Genomic DNA, 19,403 nt, shown 5'->3' on the forward strand with positions numbered 1-19,403 from the left:
GGCACCGACCTCGCCGCCGAAAAACTCGCACGCCTCCTCACCAACGACCCCGGCATGGGCGTCATCCGCCACGCCGACGCCGGCTACGACCGCGCCCTCGAGGTCGCCAAGGAACGCGGCGTCCGCATCCCCATGAACGAAACAAACTAACCAGCACACCGCTGATCGAGCTTGTCGGGATCGAGGCTTTCGACAAGCTCGATCATTGGCAACGCCGCCGCCTCCCTCGGCCTCTTCTCAACGCTGGTTCCGCTGAGAGCTCTCCGCCCGCTGCGGTCACACAGCACGCCGTGGGAACGCCCAGCAGTGTCTGCCGGCTGCTCGAGGGATACGAACTCGTGCAGCGACAAGCCGACCTTGCCATCAGCATCGCCCAGGCCGTCGCCCGCCACCCACTGCTGGCACCTGCACCTGATGGATCGGTTCGGCATCCAAGTCAATAAAACGTCACGGAACAGCGTTCTGCTCATGATCAACATCGGAACATCACGCAGCGCAGTGGCCTACCTCATCGAAGTCCCCGTCAAACTTGCCGCTTATTTCGATACATATCAGTCCGACGCAGTTTTCCATCTCACACCCCATGAGCCCGCCCGCCGGGTGAGCGCGGGAGAGGAAATGATCTCAGCCGGATTCGTCACCCCGTATCCCCGGGTTTTCCCGTCCTCGTCCCCGGCCAGGCCGTCACCGCGGCAAGTCTCTCCTTTATGTGTGCCCTCGATACGAGAGAAATCCGCGGCTACAACCGTCAGCACGGGTACGGGGTCGTGGCGGCGACCGGCTGCAGTTGCCAGACCTGTTAACCTCCCATCAAGCTCCCCGCACACGGCTGTCCATCTGGCCTTCCTACGGTGGACGGGTCGGCGGCTCAGCGCCGACCACCGTCATCCGGGAGGAACCATCACCATGCGCACAGTCCTGACCGCCGCGGCCGCCGCCGCGCTCATCGCCGCCATGGCGAGCCCCGCCGTCGCCGCCCCGGCCGCGGAGGCCGGCACGCCGTCGTTGAACGCTGCGGGAACCGTACCGTCGTCGGACACCAACGCCGTCAAGACCAGCGAACGCAACGGCTCGTTTGACCTGCAGTCCCACCGCGGGGGCCGCGGGGAATGGACCGAGGAATCCCTGGCGGCCTTCGCTAAGTCCCTGGAGCTGGGCGTGACCACGCTGGAGCTGGACACGCACCTGACCGAGGACGGCCGCGTGGTGGTCTGGCACGACGACGCCATCCAGGCGACCAAGTGCCGCGACACCGACCCGGCCGTCCCCGGCGACGCCGAATTCCCCTACGTGGGCGACCGCGTCGCGGACCTGACGCTCGAGCAGATCAAGACCCTGGACTGCGGCTACATGCAGCTGCCCGGCTACCCGGAGCAGGACGTAATCGAAGGCAATAAGATCGCCGAGCTCAAGGACGTCTACGACCTGGCAGCCAGCCATAACGCCAGGAAGGTCCGCTTCAACGTGGAGACCAAGGTGGAGGACGGTCAGGCCGGCGGCGAAGGCATGCTGGCGCTCACCAAGGCCGTGGTCATCGAGATCTACAAGGCCGGCATTTCCCACCGCACCACCGTGCAGTCCTTCGACTGGTCCTCGCTCAACTTCACCAAGAAGATCGCACCCCAGCTCCCCCTCGTGGCACTCTCCAGCGGCGACGCCTGGCTCGAGGTCGGCAAGCCCGGCGCCAGCCCGAACCTCGGCGGCATCGACATCGACGACTATGACGGTTCCCTCGCCAAGGCCGCCAAGGCGCAGGGTTACGACATCATCTCCCCAGCCTTCCGCTCCGTCACCCCGCAGATGATCGCCGAAGCCCGCGAGTTCGGCCTGCCCGTCATCCCGTGGACCGTCAACACCACCGCGGACATGGCCCGCCTGATGGACCTCGGCGTGGACGGCATCATCACCGACTACCCCACCCGCCTGCGAACCCTCATGGACCAGCGCGGCCTCAAGCTCCCGAAGCCGTACGCGCTCAACAGCTGATCGTCACCCTTTAGGAAGTACGACGGCGGCCGCCCCCTGTGGGGGCGGCCGTTTTACATCCCCATCCCGCCCGTCGCCGCGGGCGTCAGGGCGATACTCAGGGCAATGACCGCGAGCGCCACCGCCACGGAGCGGTTTGCGAGCCGTTTCCACGGGAGCATCTTCTCGCCGGCGATGAACGCCCCGATCACCGCCATCCAGCCGATGCTCATCACACCGAGCGCGAACAGCGCCGTCATCAGTGCCCAGCAGCACGCGACGCACCACGCACCATGCTCCAGCCCCATGCGCAGCGCACCACCGTACCCGTGGCGCATGCGGTGCAGGATGAAGTCCATGGGCGTCCGGCATTTCATCAGGCTGACGTTCTTGGCCGGCGTCAGCTGATAGACAGCCGCCAGCATGATTACTCCGGCGGCCAGATAGCGGCCTCCCTGGTCAGAGGCGAACAGACCCGGAGACTGTGCCGCAACCAACGCGTAGAGCGAGTAGGCCACCAGGCCGAAGGCCGTCCACGAGACCAGGTAACCGGCCACGAAGACGGCGGTGCTCCCCGGCGGTGCGTAGCGTCCCGTCCGGCGTCGGTGGCTGTGTATCCGGTCATAGGCAATAACCATCGGCGCAACGGACGGGAACATCATGGCCGCCAGCATCACCACCCACGTCGCGACGAAGAAACCCAGCGGGCCGGGGTCCGTCCAGCGGCCCATGTCCATCCCGCCCATCTGCGCCGCATTGAAGACCCAACTCGCAGCGGCGAGCCCAAGCAGGACGGCGATGAGACCTGCCTCCCGCGCATCGATCCTGGACGCGGATGCACTCGGGAGGGACGCGGCGCCGGAAGAGCCGGACGGCGCGGCGGCGGAAACGGCGGCGCGCACAGGGCCGTGCGCGCCGCCTCTCGTGAACAGTTTTCTGCGCGGCATGGGCAGCCGGCTCAGACCCTGCCCCTGGGGGCGTCCTCGGCCATCTCAGTGGCGAAGGTGAAGTCCGAGGTCTCACCGTAGACCCCGTCGAACTCGAGCCCGAAGAGCTCCGAGTGTCCGGGCGCTTTGCCGATCCGGAATTCCGGGGCGAAGCCGAACAGCGCGTTCTTGACGGTGGTCACGCCGCCGCCGGGTCCGGGAAGCGGCTCGAATGTGTAGCTCGCCCGCCCCGCCACCGAGGCGGCCGGGTTGTCACCTTCTGAGAACGTGATGCTTCCGCGCTCCACGCCCAGCCATTCCCCATACAGCGCGGCGAAATCCGCGAACGGGCCGCCGGCCTCGCCGTGAAGGATGCTTTCCAAGGCACTGGCCTGCGCTTCGGATGCGCCATCGTCCACGACGACTCCCACCTTCCAGCCGCCCGCGGTGAGGTTCGAAGGGAACCAATTGCAGAAGGCGAAGTCGACGCCGGAGAGATCCGTATCATCGAGTCTTCCGCTCGCGATATGGAAGACATTCACGCCACGGCATTCGCCGTCCGGACCGGTGGGCACGCCGTCGACCGGGCAGGGACAAATCAACTGGCAATTGCAGCTGCCAACATACTTTCCGGACATTTCCCAGGACATGAGGACTCCTCGCAGGCGCCCTCGCCAAGCAGAAGCGGCCCGGTGTCGGCGCCGAAAATACTTAGAAACGGGGCGGAAAGCCCCGTTAAGGCAGACGCTATTCCCGGGTCATCTGCGTGTCAATATGCCGTTACTACGTCGGGTTTCACAGGACCCAACCACCGAAATTAACCTTCGCGCCATTCAAGGTATGGCGGTCTCGTAATTCCGATTCAGATACCGGTGGTTTCGTAATTCCGTCACCCCCAACACTGACGGAAGGCTCCACCATGCACGCACGTGCAGGCATCACCGCCGCTTCACTCATCGGCCTGCTCGCCCTCACCGGATGTTCCGGAGGGGCAAGCGCCGCCTCCGGAACGGACTCCGCTTCCAAAGAACTCGTCTTCGCCACGCCCCCGGGCACCGACGATCCCGAGGAGCAGCAGATCATGGCAGACCTCGCCACGATGGTGGGCGAGTCCTCCGGCCGCACTGTCAAAAACCTCCAGCCCGCAGACTACCTCGGCGTGGTGGAGGCCGTCCGCAACGGCTCGGTGGACGTGGCCGTGCTTAGCCAGTTCTCTGCCGCCCTCGCCTACAAGACGGACAGCGTGGACCCGCTCCTGGTCTGGGGCGCCAGCAGCGAACCTGCCAGCTTCTGCCTCACCCGGACGGACAGTGGCATCAACACCCCGGCCGACGTCAAGGGCCGCCAGGTGGCCTTCGTGGACCCCGGCTCCACCACCGGCTACTTCATGCCCAAGTCCCTGCTGGCCAAAGCCGGCCTCACCGACGGCACTGACTACAAGAGCACCTTCGCCGGCTCGCACGACTCCGCGGTCATGGCCATGGTGAACGGCAACGTGGATGTGGCCTGCACCGCCCGCCAGCTGTACCCCACCTTCCTCGAGAAGAAGGTCTTCACCGAGGACAACGTGAAGATCATCGCCAAGTCCGATCCCATCCCCGTCGGCATCTCCGTAGTGGTCCGCAAGGACCTCGACGAGCAGGCGCGCCAGGCCCTCAAGGACAAGCTGCCCGCGTTGATGGCCGGCAACAAGAAGGTGGCCAAGACCCTCGGCCTCACCGGCGAGCCCACCACGGACCCCGAGTTCAGCACCTACGCCCCCCTCGTGGACGTGGCCGAGTCCGTCGGCGTGGACCTCGAGGACCTCCGATGACCAGCACAGCCGTTACACGTCCGGCCGCCGCGGGCTCCCTGCCGTCACCACAGGAGCAACGCCCGACGGCGGCACCCCCTACCGTCGTGGGCCGCCGCCTCCGCGTCCAGTACGGTGAGCAGGTTGCCCTCAACAACGTCGACCTGGACGTGCGTCCCGGCGAAGTGGTGGCCCTCCTCGGCCATTCCGGCTCCGGGAAATCCACGCTCATGAAAACCCTCACCGGGATCACCCCCTTCACCGCTGACGCGCTCGACGTCGCCGGGCGGGACGTCCTCCGGCAGTCACCGGCAGGACTACGGGAACTCCGGGCCGACGTCGGCCATGTCTTCCAGCACTTCAACCTGGTCCCCCGGCTCAGTGCCCTGACCAACGTGCTCACCGGCGGACTGCACGATTCCGGGCCCATCAACATCTTCGGCACCTTCAGCTCAGCCCAGCGGGCTCAGGCCCTGGACCTGCTGGACCGCGTGGGCCTGGCCCACAAGGCGAAGCAGCAGTGCCGCAGCCTCAGCGGCGGCGAGCAGCAGCGCGTCGCCATCGCGCGCGCCCTGATGCAGCAGCCGCGCCTCATCCTCGCCGACGAACCCGTCGCCTCCCTGGATCCGCGCCTCGCCGGAAACATCCTGGGCCTGCTGCGCGACATCGCCCGGCAGGAACAGATCCCCGTCATCGTCAGCCTGCACGTCGTCGGCCTCGCCCGCCGCTACGCCGACCGTGTCCTCGGCCTGCACTCCGGCGAGGTTCTCTTCGCCGGCCCCGCGGCCCACATCACCGAAAAGGAGGTGCACCGGATCTATGGCACCGACACTGAACTCCTCGAAAACTGAAGAAGCCCAGCAAACTGAAACTTATCCGGCCGAACCCGGAGTGCCAGCCACCGCGCTTCCGGAAGCCGACCGGCTCCGTCTCTCCCGCCCATTCAGCCTCCCCACTGCCCGCGGCGCCGCGCTGTGGGCGGTCATCGCCGTCGTCCTCGTCTGGGCTGGTGCCGGCGCAGGCCTCAACCCGGACAAACTGGTCAGCGGCTTTCCCAACATGGGCGACTTCCTCTCCCGGCTCTTCCCGCCCACGTTCGACAAGTTCGGTGTCATTGCCACACTCCTGATCGAGACGCTGCAGATGGCCGTGGTAGGCACCGTGCTCGGCGCGCTCGCGTCCCTGCTGCTGAGCTTCGGCGCCTCCAGCAACATCGCCCCGCGCTGGATCTACGCTGCCTGCCGGACCGTCCTCAATGTGCTGCGCTCGATTCCGGAACTCATCTACGCGCTCATGTTCGTCTCGGCCGTGGGCCTGGGCCCGTTCGCCGGCATCCTCGCCATCGTGCTTGGTTCGGTGGGATCCATCGGCAAGATCTACGCCGAGGCCATGGAATCCGTGCAGCCAGGGCCGGTGGAGGCGCTCACCGCCGTGGGTGCGGACAAACGCCAGATCATCACCTACGCCGTCCTCCCGCAGGCCGCTCCCCTGCTGGTCAGCTACACGTTGCTCCTCTTTGAAGGCAACGTCCGCGGCGCCACCATCCTGGGCCTCGTGGGCGCCGGCGGCATCGGCCTGGAACTCACCACCGCCATGCGCATGTACGACTACGGCCACCTCTGCGCCATCATCATCAGCATCATCGTCCTGGTCAGCATCATCGACCGACTCAGCGCCTTCATCCGCGCCAAGCTCAGTTAGGAACCCCATGCCGCAAACACTGACCCTCGACCCGGCTGAACCGGACCTGGCCCCCGTCAACCTCCGCGACCTCGGCGGCCTGCCTGTCGACGGCGGGGTGACCCGCTCCGGTGTGCTGCTGCGCAGCGACGACGTCTCCGTGATGCCCGCCGCCTTCGCCCAACAGATGATCGACGACGGCGTCCGCAGCGTTATCGATCTCCGCTCACCCGAGGAGGCACTGCTGACCGGCCGCGGACCCCTCACGCTGCCGGGCGTCAACTACCACCACCTTGCCCTGACCGCTTCGGTGTCCATGCCCGAAAACATCAGCCGCGAGCTCATGTCCGCCTCGGCAACGCCGGAGCTGGTAGGCGCCTGGTACGCAGATCTCGTGGAGTCCCAGGCCCGCCAGCTCGCGGTGGGCGTCACGCTTGTGGCGATGAACGACGGCGCCACCGTCTTTCACTGCGCGGCAGGCAAGGACCGCACGGGAGTCTTCGCCGCCGTCGTGCTCTCCCTGCTGGGAGCCGCCACGGAAACCGTTTCCGCCGACTACGCCGCAACGGCCACCCGGCTGCCGCGCCTCTACCCGCGGCTCCGGGCGATCCTCGGGCAGCTTATCCCCGAAACGCAGCTGACCGCGGGCCAGCACCAGGGCGCCATGATGGGGGCACACGCGGCCTCGATGGATGCCATGCAGCGGATCCTGGTGGGGCGGCACGGCAGCGTTGCGGAGCCCGTCCGCCGCGCGGGACTAAGTGATTCCGTGATCACGTTGCTGCGCGGGCGGCTGGTGGATGCCCGTGACTGACACGCTGGCAGCCCGCCGGCCAGGCCGGCCGCGGGACACCTCGCTGGAGGCGGCGGTCCTCTCGGCCACGGTGGACCTGCTCCTCGAGGGGGACACCAAGGACGTCACCATCTCCGCCATCACGGAGCGTTCGGGCGTCAGCCGTGCCGCCGTTTACCGGCGCTGGGCCAGCCGGGAAGAGCTGCTCGCTGCAGCCTTGGACAGCGTGCGGTCCGACGTCGAGCTGATTCCCGGGAACACCAGCCTGGAGACGATCCTCAACAGCTACGAACAGGCGTCGCTGGCCGTCGAGGGCCGCGTCAGCACCCTCGTTAAGAAGCGCGTGGCCATGGGCCTGGAGAACGAGGAACTGCGGGCCTTGTCCTGGAACCGCCACGTCGCCCGGCGCCGTGAACCGGTTGCCGAGGAGATCCGGCGGGGCGTCGCCACCGGCGAGATCGACCCGTCAGTTGACGTCGAGGCAGTCATCGACCTCATCAACGGCCTGTACTACTACCAGTTCGTGGTCCGGGCGCCCTCCGATCCGGCCGAGACGCGTGCCCGGGTCCGGGGGGCCGTGCAGCTCGTCTTCCGGGGTGCCAGGCCAGCCAGGAACGAATGAACGGTGCGACAGCCACCGGCAAATTTTCACCAGATGTTCAGCGTGCGTTGGATCCGGTTGTCCCCGCGTTCTCCTAACCTCCAAGTACGGGCATCGCGATGGACACAGCCGTGATGTACCTGGGGGGAAGCCCCGCACTCGCCTCAGCCAGTGCGGGGCTCTTCGCATGCTGCCCGCCCGGACTGCGTTCACCGGTCCGTCATCTGCTCTCCACCGGTGCGGCACCGCCGGTTTCCGCGAACTGCCCAGACTGGATGGTGCTCATAACGGGCATGACACCAACTTGGAGACAACAGATGAACTACGCGAAGCTGCTGACCGCGGCCGCCATGTGCACCGGACTGGCGCTGGGGACATCCCTGCCGGCGCAGGCTGCCGACACCAACCCGAACGGCAGCGACAACCACTTTGACTTGCAGGCCCACCGCGGCGGACTGGGGCTGACGGTCGAGTCCACCCTTCCTGCGTTCGCCAAGGCTCTCAAAACCGGCGTGACCACTCTTGAACTTGATCTGCAGATCACCAAGGACGGCCGCGAAGTCGTCACGCACGACCGCAAGATCAGCGGAATGAAGTGCTCTGACACCGCCCCTGTCACGCCCGGGGACCCCCAGTTCCCGTACGTCGGGAAATACGTCAAAGACCTGACCTTCAGCCAGGTCCGCACCCTCGACTGCGGAAGCCGCACCCTCCCCCAGTTCCCCGGGCAGCAGGCCGCGCCCGGGGAAACGATGCCCACCCTCGCGGAAGTGTTCGCGCTTGTGGACTCGTACGGGGCCAGCCAGGTGAAATTCAACATCGAAACGAAAGTCGAGGCCGGCGCTCCGGAGCAGACGGCTCCCCGCGAACAGTTCGTGGCCGTCGCGCTGAAGGAAATAAAGGCCGCCAACATGCAGCACCGCGCCTCCGTCCAGAGCTTTGACTGGGGCACACTGCGCCTCGTCCAGGAGACGGACCCCCACATCCGCACCGTCGCCCTGACCAACAAGGACTTCCTCCAGGCCGGCCAGCCCGGCAGCTCGCCATGGCTCGGCGGCATCGACGCGGACGATTTTGACGGAGACCTCGTGGCGGCAGCGTCCCACCTGGGATTCGACGCCATCTCCCCTGTCCACGGAACACCCCAGAACGGGACCGTGGAGGACGCCGGGTACACCCCCTACGTCACCTCTGACATGGTCGAACGGGCCCACGACGCGGGAATGCAGGTCATTCCGTGGACCGTGGACGACAAGCCGACCATGCGCGCGCTCTTCTCCACAGGCGTCGACGGGATCATCACCGACTATCCCGACCGCCTCCGCGACGTCATGACCGAGCACTCCTTGAAGCTCCCCAAGAGCTACTCACGTTCCTGAAAGGCACCCCCATGAGCCCGACACGTACCCGCGGCCTCCTTGCGGCCGCAGCGGCCGTCATCATCCTCGCTGCCGGCAGCGGAATCGCCGCCCAGGCGGCACCCCGGTCCGGCACCAATGACAGCACCGCAGCCGACTCTGTCCTGGCCGACAGTTTCAAGGCCGTTGACCGCACCACCAGCTGGGAACTGACGGGCAAGCTGAAGCTGGAATTCCCCACACACCACCCGCAGGGCATCGCCTACACGAACGACTACATTTTTCTGTCGTCCGTGGAAATCGTGGAACGCACCGTCAAGTACCCGTCCCCGCGCGACGGGTACGACCGCACGGCCGGGAAGGGCGTCGGACACCTGTTTGTGATGGACAAGGCCGGGAAGCTGCAAAAGGACATCATCCTGGGCGAAGGCGCCATGTACCACCCCGGCGGACTGGACTTCGACGGAAAGAACATCTGGGTGTCCGTTGCCCAGTACCGGCCCAACAGCAGCTCCATCATTTACCGCGTCGACGCCGCTACCCTCCAGGCGGAAAAGCAGTTCGAGGTCCCCGACCACTTCGGCGGCGTCGTCATGGACCGCCAGACGGGGCACCTAGTGGGCCACACCTGGGGCTCCCGGAGGTTCGCGGAGTGGAACCTCAAGGGCAAGCAGCTCGCCACCTGGCAGAACCCGAACCACTTCATCGATTACCAGGACTGCCAGTATGTAGCCAGCTCCCAGGCGCTGTGTGCCGGGGTTACCGTCCTGCCCCAGACCCCGGCCGCGGGCGGCACGACGGCGGCATACGAGCTGGGCGGCATGGCCCTGATCGACCTCGCCAAGAAGGCAACCCTGCATGACGTGCCGTTTCAAAAGTGGTCCACGGCCGGCCACGCCGCCACCCGGAACCCCTTCAAGCTCACGGCGGACAGCAACCACCTGACCATGCATGTGGCGCCGGACGACGCCGAAGAGGGCAACGGTACGGAAATCCTCACCTACGAAGCGACGGTCAAGCCCGTCAGGTAGGAACCGCCTGGCAGGGATCATGTCAGGGACCATGTCAGGGAGCGGGTGGCACAACGCCTACGTTGGGCCGCCCGCTCCCGCATGTTGTGCCAGGGCCTACCGTTCGGGCCCCGCAGCGGCAAGACTGGGCATGACCAGCCGCCCCAGAAGGAGCCATGCCGTGAGAACCGCCCCGTCCGTCATCGTCTTCGACGTCAACGAAACCCTGTCCGACATGTCTCCTCTGGCTGACCGCTTCGCGGAAGCCGGCGCCCCGGCGTCGCTCGCCAAACTGTGGTTCGCCACGCTGCTGCGCGATGGATTCGCGCTCACGGCGGTCGGGGACAACAGCGCCTTCGCCGAAATCGGTGCCGAGGCGCTGCGCGGGCTGCTCGCCGGCATGGACCTGACGATGGAGGCGGACGCGGCCGTGGAACACATCATGCAAGGCATGGCGGGGCTGGAAGTCCACCCCGATGTGCCGGACGGCGTCTCCGCCCTGAAAGCGGCCGGTTACCGGCTCGCCACGCTGACCAACGGTTCCGCCGACGTCGCGGAGAATCTCTTCAATGCCGCCGGGATCCGGGACAGCTTCGATCTCCTGCTGTCCGTCGATGAGGCCCCGGCCTGGAAGCCTGCCCGCGGCGCCTACGACTTTGCCGCAGCCGCCTGCGGCACCGACCCGGAGCAGATGCTCCTGGTGGCGGTCCACCCCTGGGACATCCACGGCGCCGCGCGGGCCGGGCTCGGCACCGCATGGGTCAACCGCTCCGGGGCGCCCTACCCGGCCTACTTCGCAGAACCCGATTACACGGTGACGTCGCTGCCCGAGCTTGCGCGTACGCTCACCGTCCGGCCGGAGTAGTTTCGGGCTCTGCCGTGGAACCGCCCGCAGGCGTATTCTTCAGCGCCCGCAGCCAGGCCTTCAAGGCACTCGCTTCAGGGGCCTCCATGATGCGCTGAAGCAGGCTGTTCCTGAGCTTGGTAATGAAGTCGGGCTGATGGCCGGGCACCGCCGAGTCAGAAATCCACGCCTCATTGATTTCCTCCGGGGATTCAATTCCCGCCCGCACCATCGCGGCAACCACCTCTACCCGGAACCGATAAACGCCGCTGTTCTCGGCGCTGTACACCACCGCTTCAGCGCGGCGAACCAAGGATGCCAGCCTGACCAGCCGCGCAAACACGAACGGGCTCAGCTGGAGGTCAACCCTAATATCGTGGGGCCCTGTTGCATCCGCCGTCAGGTCCCCGGGGCGAGCCACACCCGCCGCACGCAGCTGCTTCTCATAGGGCACGAAGGGGTCAAGTTTCCAGTAGTCATCCCGGGGCTTCAGCCCCATGAACTCGCGAAACTTGATGCTGCTGCCGAGCAGTCCCTGCAGCTCCGGGTCGGACCTCGCCCAGGCCTTGATTCCGGGGTCGGTGAAGGCGTAGCCGAGCCGTTCAATGACTTTTTCTTCCTTTTCTTCCTGGGACAGTCCGCTCTCCCTGGCGATGCTGCACGCCGCAGCGTAGGCCGTCTCCGGGGCAACAGAACCCAGAGCCTCTTCATACCAGTCCACGAAGTGAGGGACCATTGCCGGGTTGTAGCCGAGGCCTGACTCTCGGAACTGCGCGTCGCCCGGTGCGGAGAGATCGTGGTAGGCCAGTGCCGCGTGCAGGAGCATGGAGTGGGCCAGCGGTCCGGGGACGGGCACATCACGGCCGGGCGGGAGCTCGATCAGCAGCCCGCGGGCCACAGCCCTGCCTTTGGCACGCAGCTCGTCGAATTCAGGCAGCATTGGCAGGTTGAGCACCACACTGAGGAAGGTCATCTCAACCCGGTACAGCAGTGCACCGTACCCGGCCCACGATTTCACCCCTGCATCAATGTCGAGCCTGATTCCCGAGGCCTTAGCATCCAACCATTCCGCATACCCGGCCAGTGCCTTTCGCCCGTCTTCTTTCCGCAGCCGGTAGTACTGCAACGCAATGTCGGCGAGCATGCTCCCCTGATCCAGATCTACCGCTTTGCCCAAAAGCGCCTCTGCCGTCCCGGCATCGGCCCACTGGCCCGTCGTCGCAATAGAGTGCAATCCGAGGCTCCGCCAATCCGTGGCACCACACAGACCCTCGAACCCGTGATGCTTGCGCGCGAGCGTGGCGAGAATGAACGCGGCCGCCATTTTGTGCAGTTCGGTCCGCGCATCCGTTCCCGCCTTCGTGGCCGGCCCCTTTCCCGCGGGCGACGGGGCTCCCGCGGGGTCCCCGGACAGGCCGAGCGCCTTCCTGTCAATGCTGGCCGCGCCGACGGTCCAGCCATTCCTTGTCAGGGCAACCGCCAGCAGGTTCTCGCCAACCGGTGAAACCGTCGCCCTCCACGGCGTGACCCCGAACATGGACGTGAGGATCTTTTGGGCGGCGGCCAGAAGCTTGTTACTTAACGCGACGGCCAAGGCGGTGTCGTCGAGGGCTTTGACGTCGGTGCCGACAGGCATCTCGATTCCTCGTGGAGGCGCGGCGCCAAGCTCATGCAGAAGTGCAACAATGTGCGTGCTGTCAGCCTCGTTGGTTTTACCGTCCGCACCCCGGACGTCCAGCGCGACCCGCAGCCTGCTACTGAGGTAGAAGGCCAAAGCCACGGCACCCGCCAGGGCAACGAATCCCCCTTCGAAGACCACTATTCCCCATAAAGCGCCGGCTAGCGAGGCACCGCCGGCGCCCGCCGATGCCCCTCCCAGCCCAGAGACAATACCGCAGGAACCCAGGAGTATCAGGCCTAGCCCGCCGAACAGCAGTCCTGCCCGCCACCCTGAACCGATCTTGAAAAAGGGCATTCTCGGCACGAAGACCAGAAGACGCCCGAGCACCAGAAAGAAGACAACAAGCCCCAGAATTGCCGATCCCACGGGCACCCACGGCGTCGCCCAGTTCTTTACAAACCGGTCCCAGTCGTTCCCGGCCTGCTGCGCCGGAGTGGTCGGGGCCGGTGCCGCGGGCCCTGCCTGTTGGGCCGCGATGATGGCGTTGAGCCGTTCCTGTTCGCAGGCCCTGTTAGGCGTCTGGGTCTGGGGCGGGACGGGACCACGGATCCGGTCAATCAGCGCCAGTGCCTCCGCCGGTTTTCCGGCGGTCGTAAGCCGTTGCGCCAGTGCGCAGGCGTTTTGGAGGGCCTGCAGTGGCGCCGCAACTGTACTGGCCTCGGCCGCTTCAGCTCCCCCTGCGGGGACAAATGCTGCAGTCCCGGGGCCGCAACAAATAGCCAATCCTAAAAGAATGCCGAGAAGCGCGGCCCTGGCTTTTCGTAGCCGGTGTCGATCGTGGAGGCTTTTCACATTGTTCGCACGTATCGAAGCAGATGCGCCCGAAACTTCTCTGCACATGGTTTTTCGCCGACCTTAGGAGCCGATACGGCTTATTTTGCACTTTATGCCACCGCAAAGGGAAGGCCTTCGAAAACAAAACAAATGGCCCCGCCGGCCGGTAAATCCGGCGGGGCCATTTCTGTCATTCAGCGCGGTGGCCAGCCAAGGCAATCTCCACCCAAAAAGTTCCTACTTCGCGGTCAGCGTCCAGTCACCCTGGGACTTGATCTGCACGAAGCCGGGCGTCAGCCGGACCGTTCCGCTGTAGCTGCCCTCGTCGTCGACCGGCAGTTCCGGGATTTCGGCCCCAAAGCCCTCCACCAGGAACTGTCCGTCTCCCTTGTTGGTGATGGCGGCCCTGTCGCTGGGTGCATCCCAGAAAATGACGGCGTCGCCATGTCCGCGTGCCGCGCCTGCTGCCGTGGGGACGGCATCCACATCCTCCACCTTGAGGGTCCAGGCCGAGTCGGCGCTGATGGCGAACTCGGACGTGGCGTATCCGGTGCTGGTGTCCACCAGGTGGGAGCCGCTGTAGCTTCCCACGGTGTTCACCAGCATGATCTCTGCCCCGTCGGTCTCGAGAACCGTGTTGCCGGTGCACGCCTTGCAGGTGAAGGTCACCAGAGCTGGCATGCCCTGCAGGTCCACCGTCTTGATGGCGTCTCCGGTCCCCGCGAAGGACCGGGCGGCCAGACGGGGACGGTCGTCACCGGCAACCGCTTCCTGGGACGCGGCGGGTGCCGACTCGGACGGGTCAGAAGCAGCGGGCGCCTCCGTGAGCGGCGCAGCCGAGACGATCGGCGACGTGGCCGCGCCCTGGAGGGCCAGGGCCGCCGCCGCCCCCGTAATCGCGCCGACGATCATTCCGCCCACCACCAGCACCGCCGAGACCGCGATCGCGAGCACCTTGTGCTGCGCGTACCCGGCCAGCGGCCGGCCGTTTTTGTCCGTCTGCTTCCCCGCCAGCGTGATGATCAGGTCCACGAGCGTCCAGACTCCGAGGCCGCCGAGGGTGAGAAGCTTGGCGATGCCCGTGCCGATCTTGCCAAGGTAGAAGCGGTCCACGCCCAGTCCGCCGAGGAACTGCGCAAACAGCCAGGCGGCAAGGAAGGACTTCTGCGGAGCCGCGCCGAACTGCCAGCTGTACTGTTGACCGGAGCCATACTGCTGGCTTGAGCCATATTGCTGCCCGGGAAATCCCGGCGCGCCGTAGGTGGTGTAGTCGGCGGCCGGCGGTGGTGGCGGGGTATGGCCGGGCTGGCTCATGGCTGTCCTTTCAGGCTGGTGACGGCAGGGGTCACCGAGGTGGGTGGGGTGGTTTGCGGCGAATGACGGGGGGTGGCTGCTGAGCCGTTGGGGGCGACCAACGGCTCAGTGGGCAGGGAGGCTACAGGTGTGCTGGGGGATGGTCCGGGTTCTCGGCTTTGAGAGCTGGGGATACCGGACGGCACGGCAAGTTCATGCGAGTGATTTCACACGTCTTCATCGCTTACACATGCGCGCATAACCCCCAGTTTGACGCTGCGGCGTCTCCGCCCCCTGAAGGGATAGTACACGTGCCCGGACAGTCAAAACAGCACTGTCCATCCGGGTGCGGCGAAGGTCACCAGCGCCTAAGATGTGATCTTCGCCACCGTCATCAAAAAGGCCGAATCCTCCTCCGCATCCAGGCTGTGCAGACCGTTCGGGATGATCAGCAAATCCCCGGATTTGCCCTGCCATGATTCCCCTCCGGACCGCAGCCAGAGCGAGCCGCGGAGGACAAAAATGGTTGCCTCCCCCGGGTTCTGGTGCTCGCTGAGACTGGTCCCGGCTTTAAGCGCCATGACGGTCTGGCGCATCACCTTCTCGTGACCGCCGAACACGGTGTCGGCAGCCCGTCCGCTGCTGACAGAACGCGCAGCCTCGAGTTGCTGCGTGGCCAGTGCCTCAATCGAAATCTTCTGCATGTGGCCACCGTACCCACCGGAGGGGCGAAGCGGTATGGGCAGAAAGGGCTTTGCCGGACGGCTACCGTGGCACGGCCCCGATCTGCTGCATCAGGCTCAACGTGTCTGTTGAGCCCCAGTGCTCGGCTACCTTGCCGTCCACGACGCGGATGATGTCGACCCCGGAAAATTCAACGCTGTTGCCGCTGGGGGGAATACCGGCGAAATCCCCTTGGTGGGTTCCCGTGAGAATCGAATGGGCGGCTTCCAGGTCGCCTTCGGCCAGCGCCGGTTCCACGGTCTTGACCGACAGATCCGGAAACGCCGTCCGGATGGTGTTGACGTAGAACCGCACGCCCTCTTTGCCTGGCGGCTGCCCCGGAAAACCTTCCTCGTGATCGACGACGTCGTCCATCACCAGCTCGTCGATGAGCGACAAATTACCGCCCACCAGCACCTCGTCGTAAAACCGCTTGATCAATCCCGTTCCGCCAGCCATTTCAGGCTCCTTAGTGGTTCGTATTGGGCAGCTAGATTTTCCCACCGGCGCGCTGGACGGACAATGGCGAGTTGCTTCCTGAATTCGCCAGCCGCAGAGACCAGCCGTTCTGGCCGATAAGGCGCAAAATAGAGAAAGAGAACGCAGCACGAACGGAGGGATTTGTCATGGCTGGACACTTTGAGCTCATCGATGCTCCGGACGGCGGCTTCCGCGTCAGGCTTCTGGACGGGACGGGACGCCTGGTGGCGGTCTCGGTGACGTACCCGTCGAAGCAGGCGGCCGTTGCGGGAATTTCCCTGACCAGGGAGATTGCCGGCACCGGCCTCATCCGCGACATGAGCCGCGGCGGCCACGGGGAAGTCATCATCCCCAAGTCCAGGCCCGCCCAGGCAACCGCGCGGATCCATTCCCATACGCGATTCCCGGCCGTGGTCCGAGGCGCCCACTCCCTCTGAACGGCAGGTAGGGTGGGTTTCACGGCTGAAGACACCCGGCCATTGGACCGCCCCACGGAGCTGCCCCATGACCGAGGCCCCCGCCCCACCCGCCGGCAACGCAGCCGCAGCCGCAGCTGAAGCATCAGCATCCCCAGCTGATTCAGCCGCGCCCGCCACCGGCGGCAGCACAGACCCCGACGCCGGCCTCCGCCGGCTTGCCGCCGGAACCTTCCGGCTCGCCCACCTCCGGGACGGCCAACTCGCCGGCATGCGGGCCCTGGCGCAGGGCCGCGACGTCCTGGCCGTCATGCCCACGGGCTACGGCAAATCAGCCATCTACCAGGTGGCCGCACTGCACCTGCACCGGGTGGCCCGGGAGGACAGCAACGGCGGTCCGGGTGCCGGCGCACGGCGCGGTCCCGCCGTCGTCGTTTCCCCGCTGATAGCCCTGCAGGAGGACCAGCTGGACGGCCTGCTGGAGGATCTCGGCGGGGAGGCCGCCGTCGCCATCAACTCCGGCCGCAGCGATTCCGAGGTGAACGGCGCTTGGGAAGCGGCCGAACGCGGCGACGCGGTCTTCCTGTTCCTGGCACCGGAACAGCTGGCCAAGGCCGAAACCGTGGAGCGGCTGGCGGCCCTGGACGTCGCGCTGTTCGTGGTGGACGAGGCCCACTGCGTCTCCTCTTGGGGCCACGACTTCCGCCCCGACTATCTGCGCCTCGGTGAGGTCCGCGGACAGCTGGGCAACCCGCCGGTCGTCGGCCTCACCGCAACGGCCTCTCCCCCGGTCCGCGATGAAATCCAGCAGCGCCTCCGCATGAAGGACCCACTGGTCCTGGTCCACGGCTTCGACCGGCCCAACATCCGCCTTGAGGTGCTCCGCCACCTTGAGGACAAGGACAAGCGCCGCGCCGTGGTGGAGCAGGTCGCCGGACTTGGAGGTCCGGGCCTCCTCTACGCCGCCACCCGCAAGGACACCGAGACCTACGCTGCCGAGCTCACCGAACGCGGCCTGCGGGCCGAGGCGTACCACGCCGGGCGCAAGCAGGGCGAGCGGGACAGCGTCCAGGACCGCTTCCTCGACGACCAGCTGGACGTCATTGTCGCCACGACCGCGTTCGGCATGGGCATCGACAAGCCCAACGTCCGGTTCGTCGTCCACGCCGACATCCCCGAGTCGCTGGACAGCTACTACCAGGAAATCGGCCGCTCCGGGCGCGACGGCGAACCTGCCGCCGCCGTGCTCCATTACCGGCCCGAGGACCTGGGGCTGCGCCGGTTCTTCGGCACCCACACCCCGGACCAGGAGTCGCTGCTGGCAGTCCTCACAGCCCTGCGCGCCGCCGACGGACCGCTGACGCAGAAGGCGCTGGCCGGGCAGACCGGGCTCTCCCCGCGGAAGCTCACCGGGCTGCTGAACCAGCTGCAGGAAACCCGCGCCGTCAGGACCGGAAAGCGCGGCATCCGGCTGGAATCCGGCGCCAAACTGCCCACGGTGGTGGAACGCGCCGTCGAACTCGCCGAAGCACGCCAGCGCGTGGACCGCTCCCGCATCGAGATGATGCGCGGCTACGCCGAGACGGACGCCTGCCGCCGGCAGTTCCTGCTGGGCTACTTCGGCGAGGACCTCCCGGAGCCGTGCGGCAACTGCGATACCTGCACCGACGGCACCGCCTACGAGGAGGATTACGACGACGGCGCCGCGGCCGCCGCTGGCGGGGAACCTTTCCCGCTCCAGGCCGCCGTGGTGCACAAGGAATGGGGGCCGGGCCTGGTGATGCGGCACGAGGAGGACGTGATCACTGTGCTCTTCGAGCAGGAGGGCTACAAGACGCTGTCCCGGCAGGCCGTGACCGAGGGAAAGCTGCTCACGCTGGCGGAGTGAGCCCCCAGCCTGCGTCACCTGTTGACAGCCGCGCGTGACCCGTGCCATATTCGAGGCATGAACCTGTTGGACAGCTGGACAGTTGGACAAGATAAAGTGATTCGGGTCGGCGCCGCCGAAGCCGTGTTCGCCTCCCTCCGGAATGCCATTGAGGGCGGCAAGATTCCGGTCGGCGCGCGGTTGGACTCGGAAGCATCCCTTGCCCAGCAGTACGGCGTCAGCCGGTCCATGGTCAGGGAAGCACTGAAGTCGTGCAACGCGCTCGGGCTCACTGCGACGTTCACCGGCAAGGGCACCTTCGTCATCGCCGACCGGGTTGCCCAGGACCTGAAGCTCGGAAAATACTCGGCACGTGACTTGGTGGAGGCGCGCCCCCATATCGAGGTGCCCGCCGCTGCCCTCGCCGCCGAACGCCGGACTGCTGAAGACGTGGAGGCGCTTCGCGAAATTCTCGGGGCCATGTCGGATGAAGATGACCTGCAGCAGTGGATCCTGCTGAACGCTGAATTTCACGCCACTATTGCCCGGTGCAGCGGCAATGGGGTCTTTGTGGGCGTCCTGACCGACATCCGCGAGGCCATGGGTGACCAGTCGAACACCCTGAACCTGGTGGCAGACCGGCGCAAGGAATCCGACCGCGAGCATGCCCGCATTTTCGCTGCCATCGAGCGCGGGTCCGCCCAGGAAGCGTCCAGGGCCATGACGCGGCACCTCCACGGTGTGGAGTGTGCCCTGGGCAGCCTCGTCCCCGGCGGCGGGAACTGACCGATTACCTGACCAGTCGCTGATACCTGTCCGAGTCCTGAACCACGGCCGGCGGTCCAACCGAGCAGCTTGCGCCCGGGACAGCTTGCCCTCGGGACGGCGTCAGCCCCACTGGCCATAGCCAGGCCCAATCACACTGCAATGCGGAACGCCAGCGTTCCATTTCGCCGCGGCCACCAGCCGGCCGCGGCAGACCACTACATCCAGCACACCCGTCAACGAAGCCGTGAGGACCCCCCTTTGACCATCATCAGCACCGACACCGCCGTTCGTTCCGAGCATGATCTGCTCGGTGACCGGGATGTCCCCGCGGGCGCTTACTGGGGCGTCCACACGCTCCGCGCGGTGGAGAACTTCCCCATCACCGGCCAGCCGCTCTCCACCAACATGCACCTGGTCCGCGGCCTCGCCGCC

The 19,403-nt window shown here is 66.4% G+C and carries 19 protein-coding genes and 2 pseudogenes; 15 read left to right on the forward strand and 6 right to left on the reverse strand.

Translation table 11 applies throughout. The features are described 5' to 3' along the window. The 3 genes and pseudogenes from AC3A3W_RS19305 to AC3A3W_RS19315 form a co-directional block, all read left to right on the forward strand. Nucleotides 1–150 (forward strand): hypothetical protein (locus AC3A3W_RS19305; RefSeq protein WP_487444726.1); only part of this gene is annotated, 150 nt, incomplete at its 5' end. A 170-nt stretch (nt 151–320) separates the two neighbouring features. Further along, nucleotides 321–803 (forward strand): annotated as a pseudogene (locus AC3A3W_RS19310) (ornithine decarboxylase); the annotation flags it as partial. 103 nt (nt 804–906) lie between these two features. Beyond that, the gene (locus AC3A3W_RS19315) at nt 907–1,986 is read left to right on the forward strand and encodes a glycerophosphodiester phosphodiesterase family protein (protein WP_487444699.1); all 1,080 of its coding nucleotides are present in this window, start codon (nt 907–909) and stop codon (nt 1,984–1,986) included. Between the two features lie 53 nt (nt 1,987–2,039). Here the strand turns inward: AC3A3W_RS19315 and AC3A3W_RS19320 are convergent, their stop codons facing one another. Together AC3A3W_RS19320 and AC3A3W_RS19325 are read right to left on the reverse strand one after the other, a co-directional pair. Then, complete coding sequence (locus AC3A3W_RS19320; protein ID WP_487444700.1) at nt 2,040–2,912, reverse strand: DUF2182 domain-containing protein; 873 nt, start codon at nt 2,910–2,912, stop codon at nt 2,040–2,042. Nucleotides 2,913–2,923: 11 nt separating this feature from the next. Beyond that, nucleotides 2,924–3,541 (reverse strand): DUF1326 domain-containing protein, encoded by a 618-nt coding sequence (locus tag AC3A3W_RS19325; protein ID WP_487444702.1) that lies wholly within the window; start codon nt 3,539–3,541, stop codon nt 2,924–2,926. Nucleotides 3,542–3,810: 269 nt separating this feature from the next. Here AC3A3W_RS19325 and phnD point away from each other — a divergent pair, with 269 nt between their 5' ends. From phnD to AC3A3W_RS19365, 8 genes are all read left to right on the forward strand, one after another. Continuing rightward, on the forward strand, nt 3,811–4,704 hold the full coding sequence (gene phnD, locus AC3A3W_RS19330; RefSeq protein ID WP_487444704.1) for a phosphate/phosphite/phosphonate ABC transporter substrate-binding protein: 894 nt from the start codon (nt 3,811–3,813) through the stop codon (nt 4,702–4,704). Then, the gene (phnC, locus tag AC3A3W_RS19335) at nt 4,701–5,534 is read left to right on the forward strand and encodes a phosphonate ABC transporter ATP-binding protein (RefSeq protein WP_487444706.1); all 834 of its coding nucleotides are present in this window, start codon (nt 4,701–4,703) and stop codon (nt 5,532–5,534) included. The genes phnD and phnC overlap by 4 nt, the downstream gene beginning before the upstream one ends. After that, nucleotides 5,503–6,384 carry a phosphonate ABC transporter, permease protein PhnE gene (gene phnE, locus AC3A3W_RS19340; protein ID WP_487444708.1) on the forward strand — a complete coding sequence of 294 codons (882 nt, stop codon included), beginning with the start codon at nt 5,503–5,505 and terminating at the stop codon, nt 6,382–6,384. The genes phnC and phnE overlap by 32 nt, the downstream gene beginning before the upstream one ends. A 7-nt stretch (nt 6,385–6,391) precedes the next feature. Next, nucleotides 6,392–7,177 (forward strand): tyrosine-protein phosphatase, encoded by a 786-nt coding sequence (locus tag AC3A3W_RS19345; protein WP_487444709.1) that lies wholly within the window; start codon nt 6,392–6,394, stop codon nt 7,175–7,177. Continuing rightward, nucleotides 7,170–7,778 carry a TetR/AcrR family transcriptional regulator gene (locus AC3A3W_RS19350; protein WP_487444711.1) on the forward strand — a complete coding sequence of 203 codons (609 nt, stop codon included), beginning with the start codon at nt 7,170–7,172 and terminating at the stop codon, nt 7,776–7,778. Before AC3A3W_RS19345 ends, AC3A3W_RS19350 begins: the two co-directional genes overlap by 8 nt. Before the next feature lie 296 nt (nt 7,779–8,074). Continuing rightward, nucleotides 8,075–9,136: a glycerophosphodiester phosphodiesterase gene (locus tag AC3A3W_RS19355; protein WP_487444712.1), complete on the forward strand. Its 1,062-nt coding sequence runs from the start codon at nt 8,075–8,077 to the stop codon at nt 9,134–9,136. Between the two features lie 11 nt (nt 9,137–9,147). Further along, nucleotides 9,148–10,146, forward strand: a complete 999-nt coding sequence (locus AC3A3W_RS19360) for a DUF6454 family protein (RefSeq protein ID WP_487444714.1) — start codon at nt 9,148–9,150, stop codon at nt 10,144–10,146. A 160-nt stretch (nt 10,147–10,306) separates the two neighbouring features. After that, nucleotides 10,307–10,990 carry a haloacid dehalogenase type II gene (locus AC3A3W_RS19365; protein WP_487444716.1) on the forward strand — a complete coding sequence of 228 codons (684 nt, stop codon included), beginning with the start codon at nt 10,307–10,309 and terminating at the stop codon, nt 10,988–10,990. Here AC3A3W_RS19365 and AC3A3W_RS19370 read toward each other — a convergent pair. The 4 genes from AC3A3W_RS19370 to AC3A3W_RS19385 all read right to left on the reverse strand — a co-directional run bounded on the left by AC3A3W_RS19370 (nt 10,971) and on the right by AC3A3W_RS19385 (nt 15,899). Further along, nucleotides 10,971–13,373, reverse strand: a complete 2,403-nt coding sequence (locus AC3A3W_RS19370) for a hypothetical protein (protein WP_487444717.1) — start codon at nt 13,371–13,373, stop codon at nt 10,971–10,973. The two genes, AC3A3W_RS19365 and AC3A3W_RS19370, sit on opposite strands and share 20 nt — an antisense overlap. Nucleotides 13,374–13,661: 288 nt before the next feature. Further along, complete coding sequence (locus tag AC3A3W_RS19375; RefSeq protein ID WP_487444719.1) at nt 13,662–14,738, reverse strand: TM2 domain-containing protein; 1,077 nt, start codon at nt 14,736–14,738, stop codon at nt 13,662–13,664. Between the two features lie 347 nt (nt 14,739–15,085). Continuing rightward, nucleotides 15,086–15,421, reverse strand: a complete 336-nt coding sequence (locus AC3A3W_RS19380) for a cupin domain-containing protein (protein ID WP_205651369.1) — start codon at nt 15,419–15,421, stop codon at nt 15,086–15,088. 61 nt (nt 15,422–15,482) lie between these two features. Beyond that, nucleotides 15,483–15,899, reverse strand: a complete 417-nt coding sequence (locus AC3A3W_RS19385) for an ester cyclase (RefSeq protein ID WP_487444721.1) — start codon at nt 15,897–15,899, stop codon at nt 15,483–15,485. Nucleotides 15,900–16,066: 167 nt separating this feature from the next. Here AC3A3W_RS19385 and AC3A3W_RS19390 point away from each other — a divergent pair, with 167 nt between their 5' ends. The 4 genes and pseudogenes from AC3A3W_RS19390 to aspA form a co-directional block, all read left to right on the forward strand. Beyond that, entirely contained in the window at nt 16,067–16,357 is a 291-nt protein-coding gene (locus tag AC3A3W_RS19390) for a YegP family protein (protein WP_487444722.1), read from the forward strand. Nucleotides 16,358–16,424: 67 nt separating this feature from the next. Further along, the gene (locus AC3A3W_RS19395; RefSeq protein WP_487444723.1) at nt 16,425–18,224 is read left to right on the forward strand and encodes a RecQ family ATP-dependent DNA helicase; all 1,800 of its coding nucleotides are present in this window, start codon (nt 16,425–16,427) and stop codon (nt 18,222–18,224) included. A gap of 57 nt (nt 18,225–18,281) precedes the next feature. Further along, on the forward strand, nt 18,282–18,989 hold the full coding sequence (locus AC3A3W_RS19400; protein ID WP_487444725.1) for a FadR/GntR family transcriptional regulator: 708 nt from the start codon (nt 18,282–18,284) through the stop codon (nt 18,987–18,989). Between the two features lie 240 nt (nt 18,990–19,229). Further along, a pseudogene (gene aspA, locus AC3A3W_RS19405) lies at nt 19,230–19,403 on the forward strand (aspartate ammonia-lyase); the annotation flags it as partial.

Source organism: Arthrobacter sp. Soil_N43, from assembly GCF_057655195.1.

Excerpts from the sequence above, each read along its gene's own strand:
- AC3A3W_RS19315 (WP_487444699.1), top strand. The coding sequence starts at position 907 with ATGCGCACAGTCCTGACCGCCGCGGCCGCCGCCGCGCTCATCGCCGCC.
- AC3A3W_RS19320 (WP_487444700.1), bottom strand. The coding sequence starts at position 2,912 with ATGCCGCGCAGAAAACTGTTCACGAGAGGCGGCGCGCACGGCCCTGTG.
- AC3A3W_RS19325 (WP_487444702.1), bottom strand. The coding sequence starts at position 3,541 with ATGTCCTGGGAAATGTCCGGAAAGTATGTTGGCAGCTGCAATTGCCAG.
- phnD (WP_487444704.1), top strand. The coding sequence starts at position 3,811 with ATGCACGCACGTGCAGGCATCACCGCCGCTTCACTCATCGGCCTGCTC.
- phnC (WP_487444706.1), top strand. The coding sequence starts at position 4,701 with ATGACCAGCACAGCCGTTACACGTCCGGCCGCCGCGGGCTCCCTGCCG.
- phnE (WP_487444708.1), top strand. The coding sequence starts at position 5,503 with ATGGCACCGACACTGAACTCCTCGAAAACTGAAGAAGCCCAGCAAACT.
- AC3A3W_RS19345 (WP_487444709.1), top strand. The coding sequence starts at position 6,392 with ATGCCGCAAACACTGACCCTCGACCCGGCTGAACCGGACCTGGCCCCC.
- AC3A3W_RS19355 (WP_487444712.1), top strand. The coding sequence starts at position 8,075 with ATGAACTACGCGAAGCTGCTGACCGCGGCCGCCATGTGCACCGGACTG.
- AC3A3W_RS19360 (WP_487444714.1), top strand. The coding sequence starts at position 9,148 with ATGAGCCCGACACGTACCCGCGGCCTCCTTGCGGCCGCAGCGGCCGTC.
- AC3A3W_RS19375 (WP_487444719.1), bottom strand. The coding sequence starts at position 14,738 with ATGAGCCAGCCCGGCCATACCCCGCCACCACCGCCGGCCGCCGACTAC.
- AC3A3W_RS19380 (WP_205651369.1), bottom strand. The coding sequence starts at position 15,421 with ATGCAGAAGATTTCGATTGAGGCACTGGCCACGCAGCAACTCGAGGCT.
- AC3A3W_RS19385 (WP_487444721.1), bottom strand. The coding sequence starts at position 15,899 with ATGGCTGGCGGAACGGGATTGATCAAGCGGTTTTACGACGAGGTGCTG.
- AC3A3W_RS19390 (WP_487444722.1), top strand. The coding sequence starts at position 16,067 with ATGGCTGGACACTTTGAGCTCATCGATGCTCCGGACGGCGGCTTCCGC.
- AC3A3W_RS19395 (WP_487444723.1), top strand. The coding sequence starts at position 16,425 with ATGACCGAGGCCCCCGCCCCACCCGCCGGCAACGCAGCCGCAGCCGCA.
- AC3A3W_RS19400 (WP_487444725.1), top strand. The coding sequence starts at position 18,282 with ATGAACCTGTTGGACAGCTGGACAGTTGGACAAGATAAAGTGATTCGG.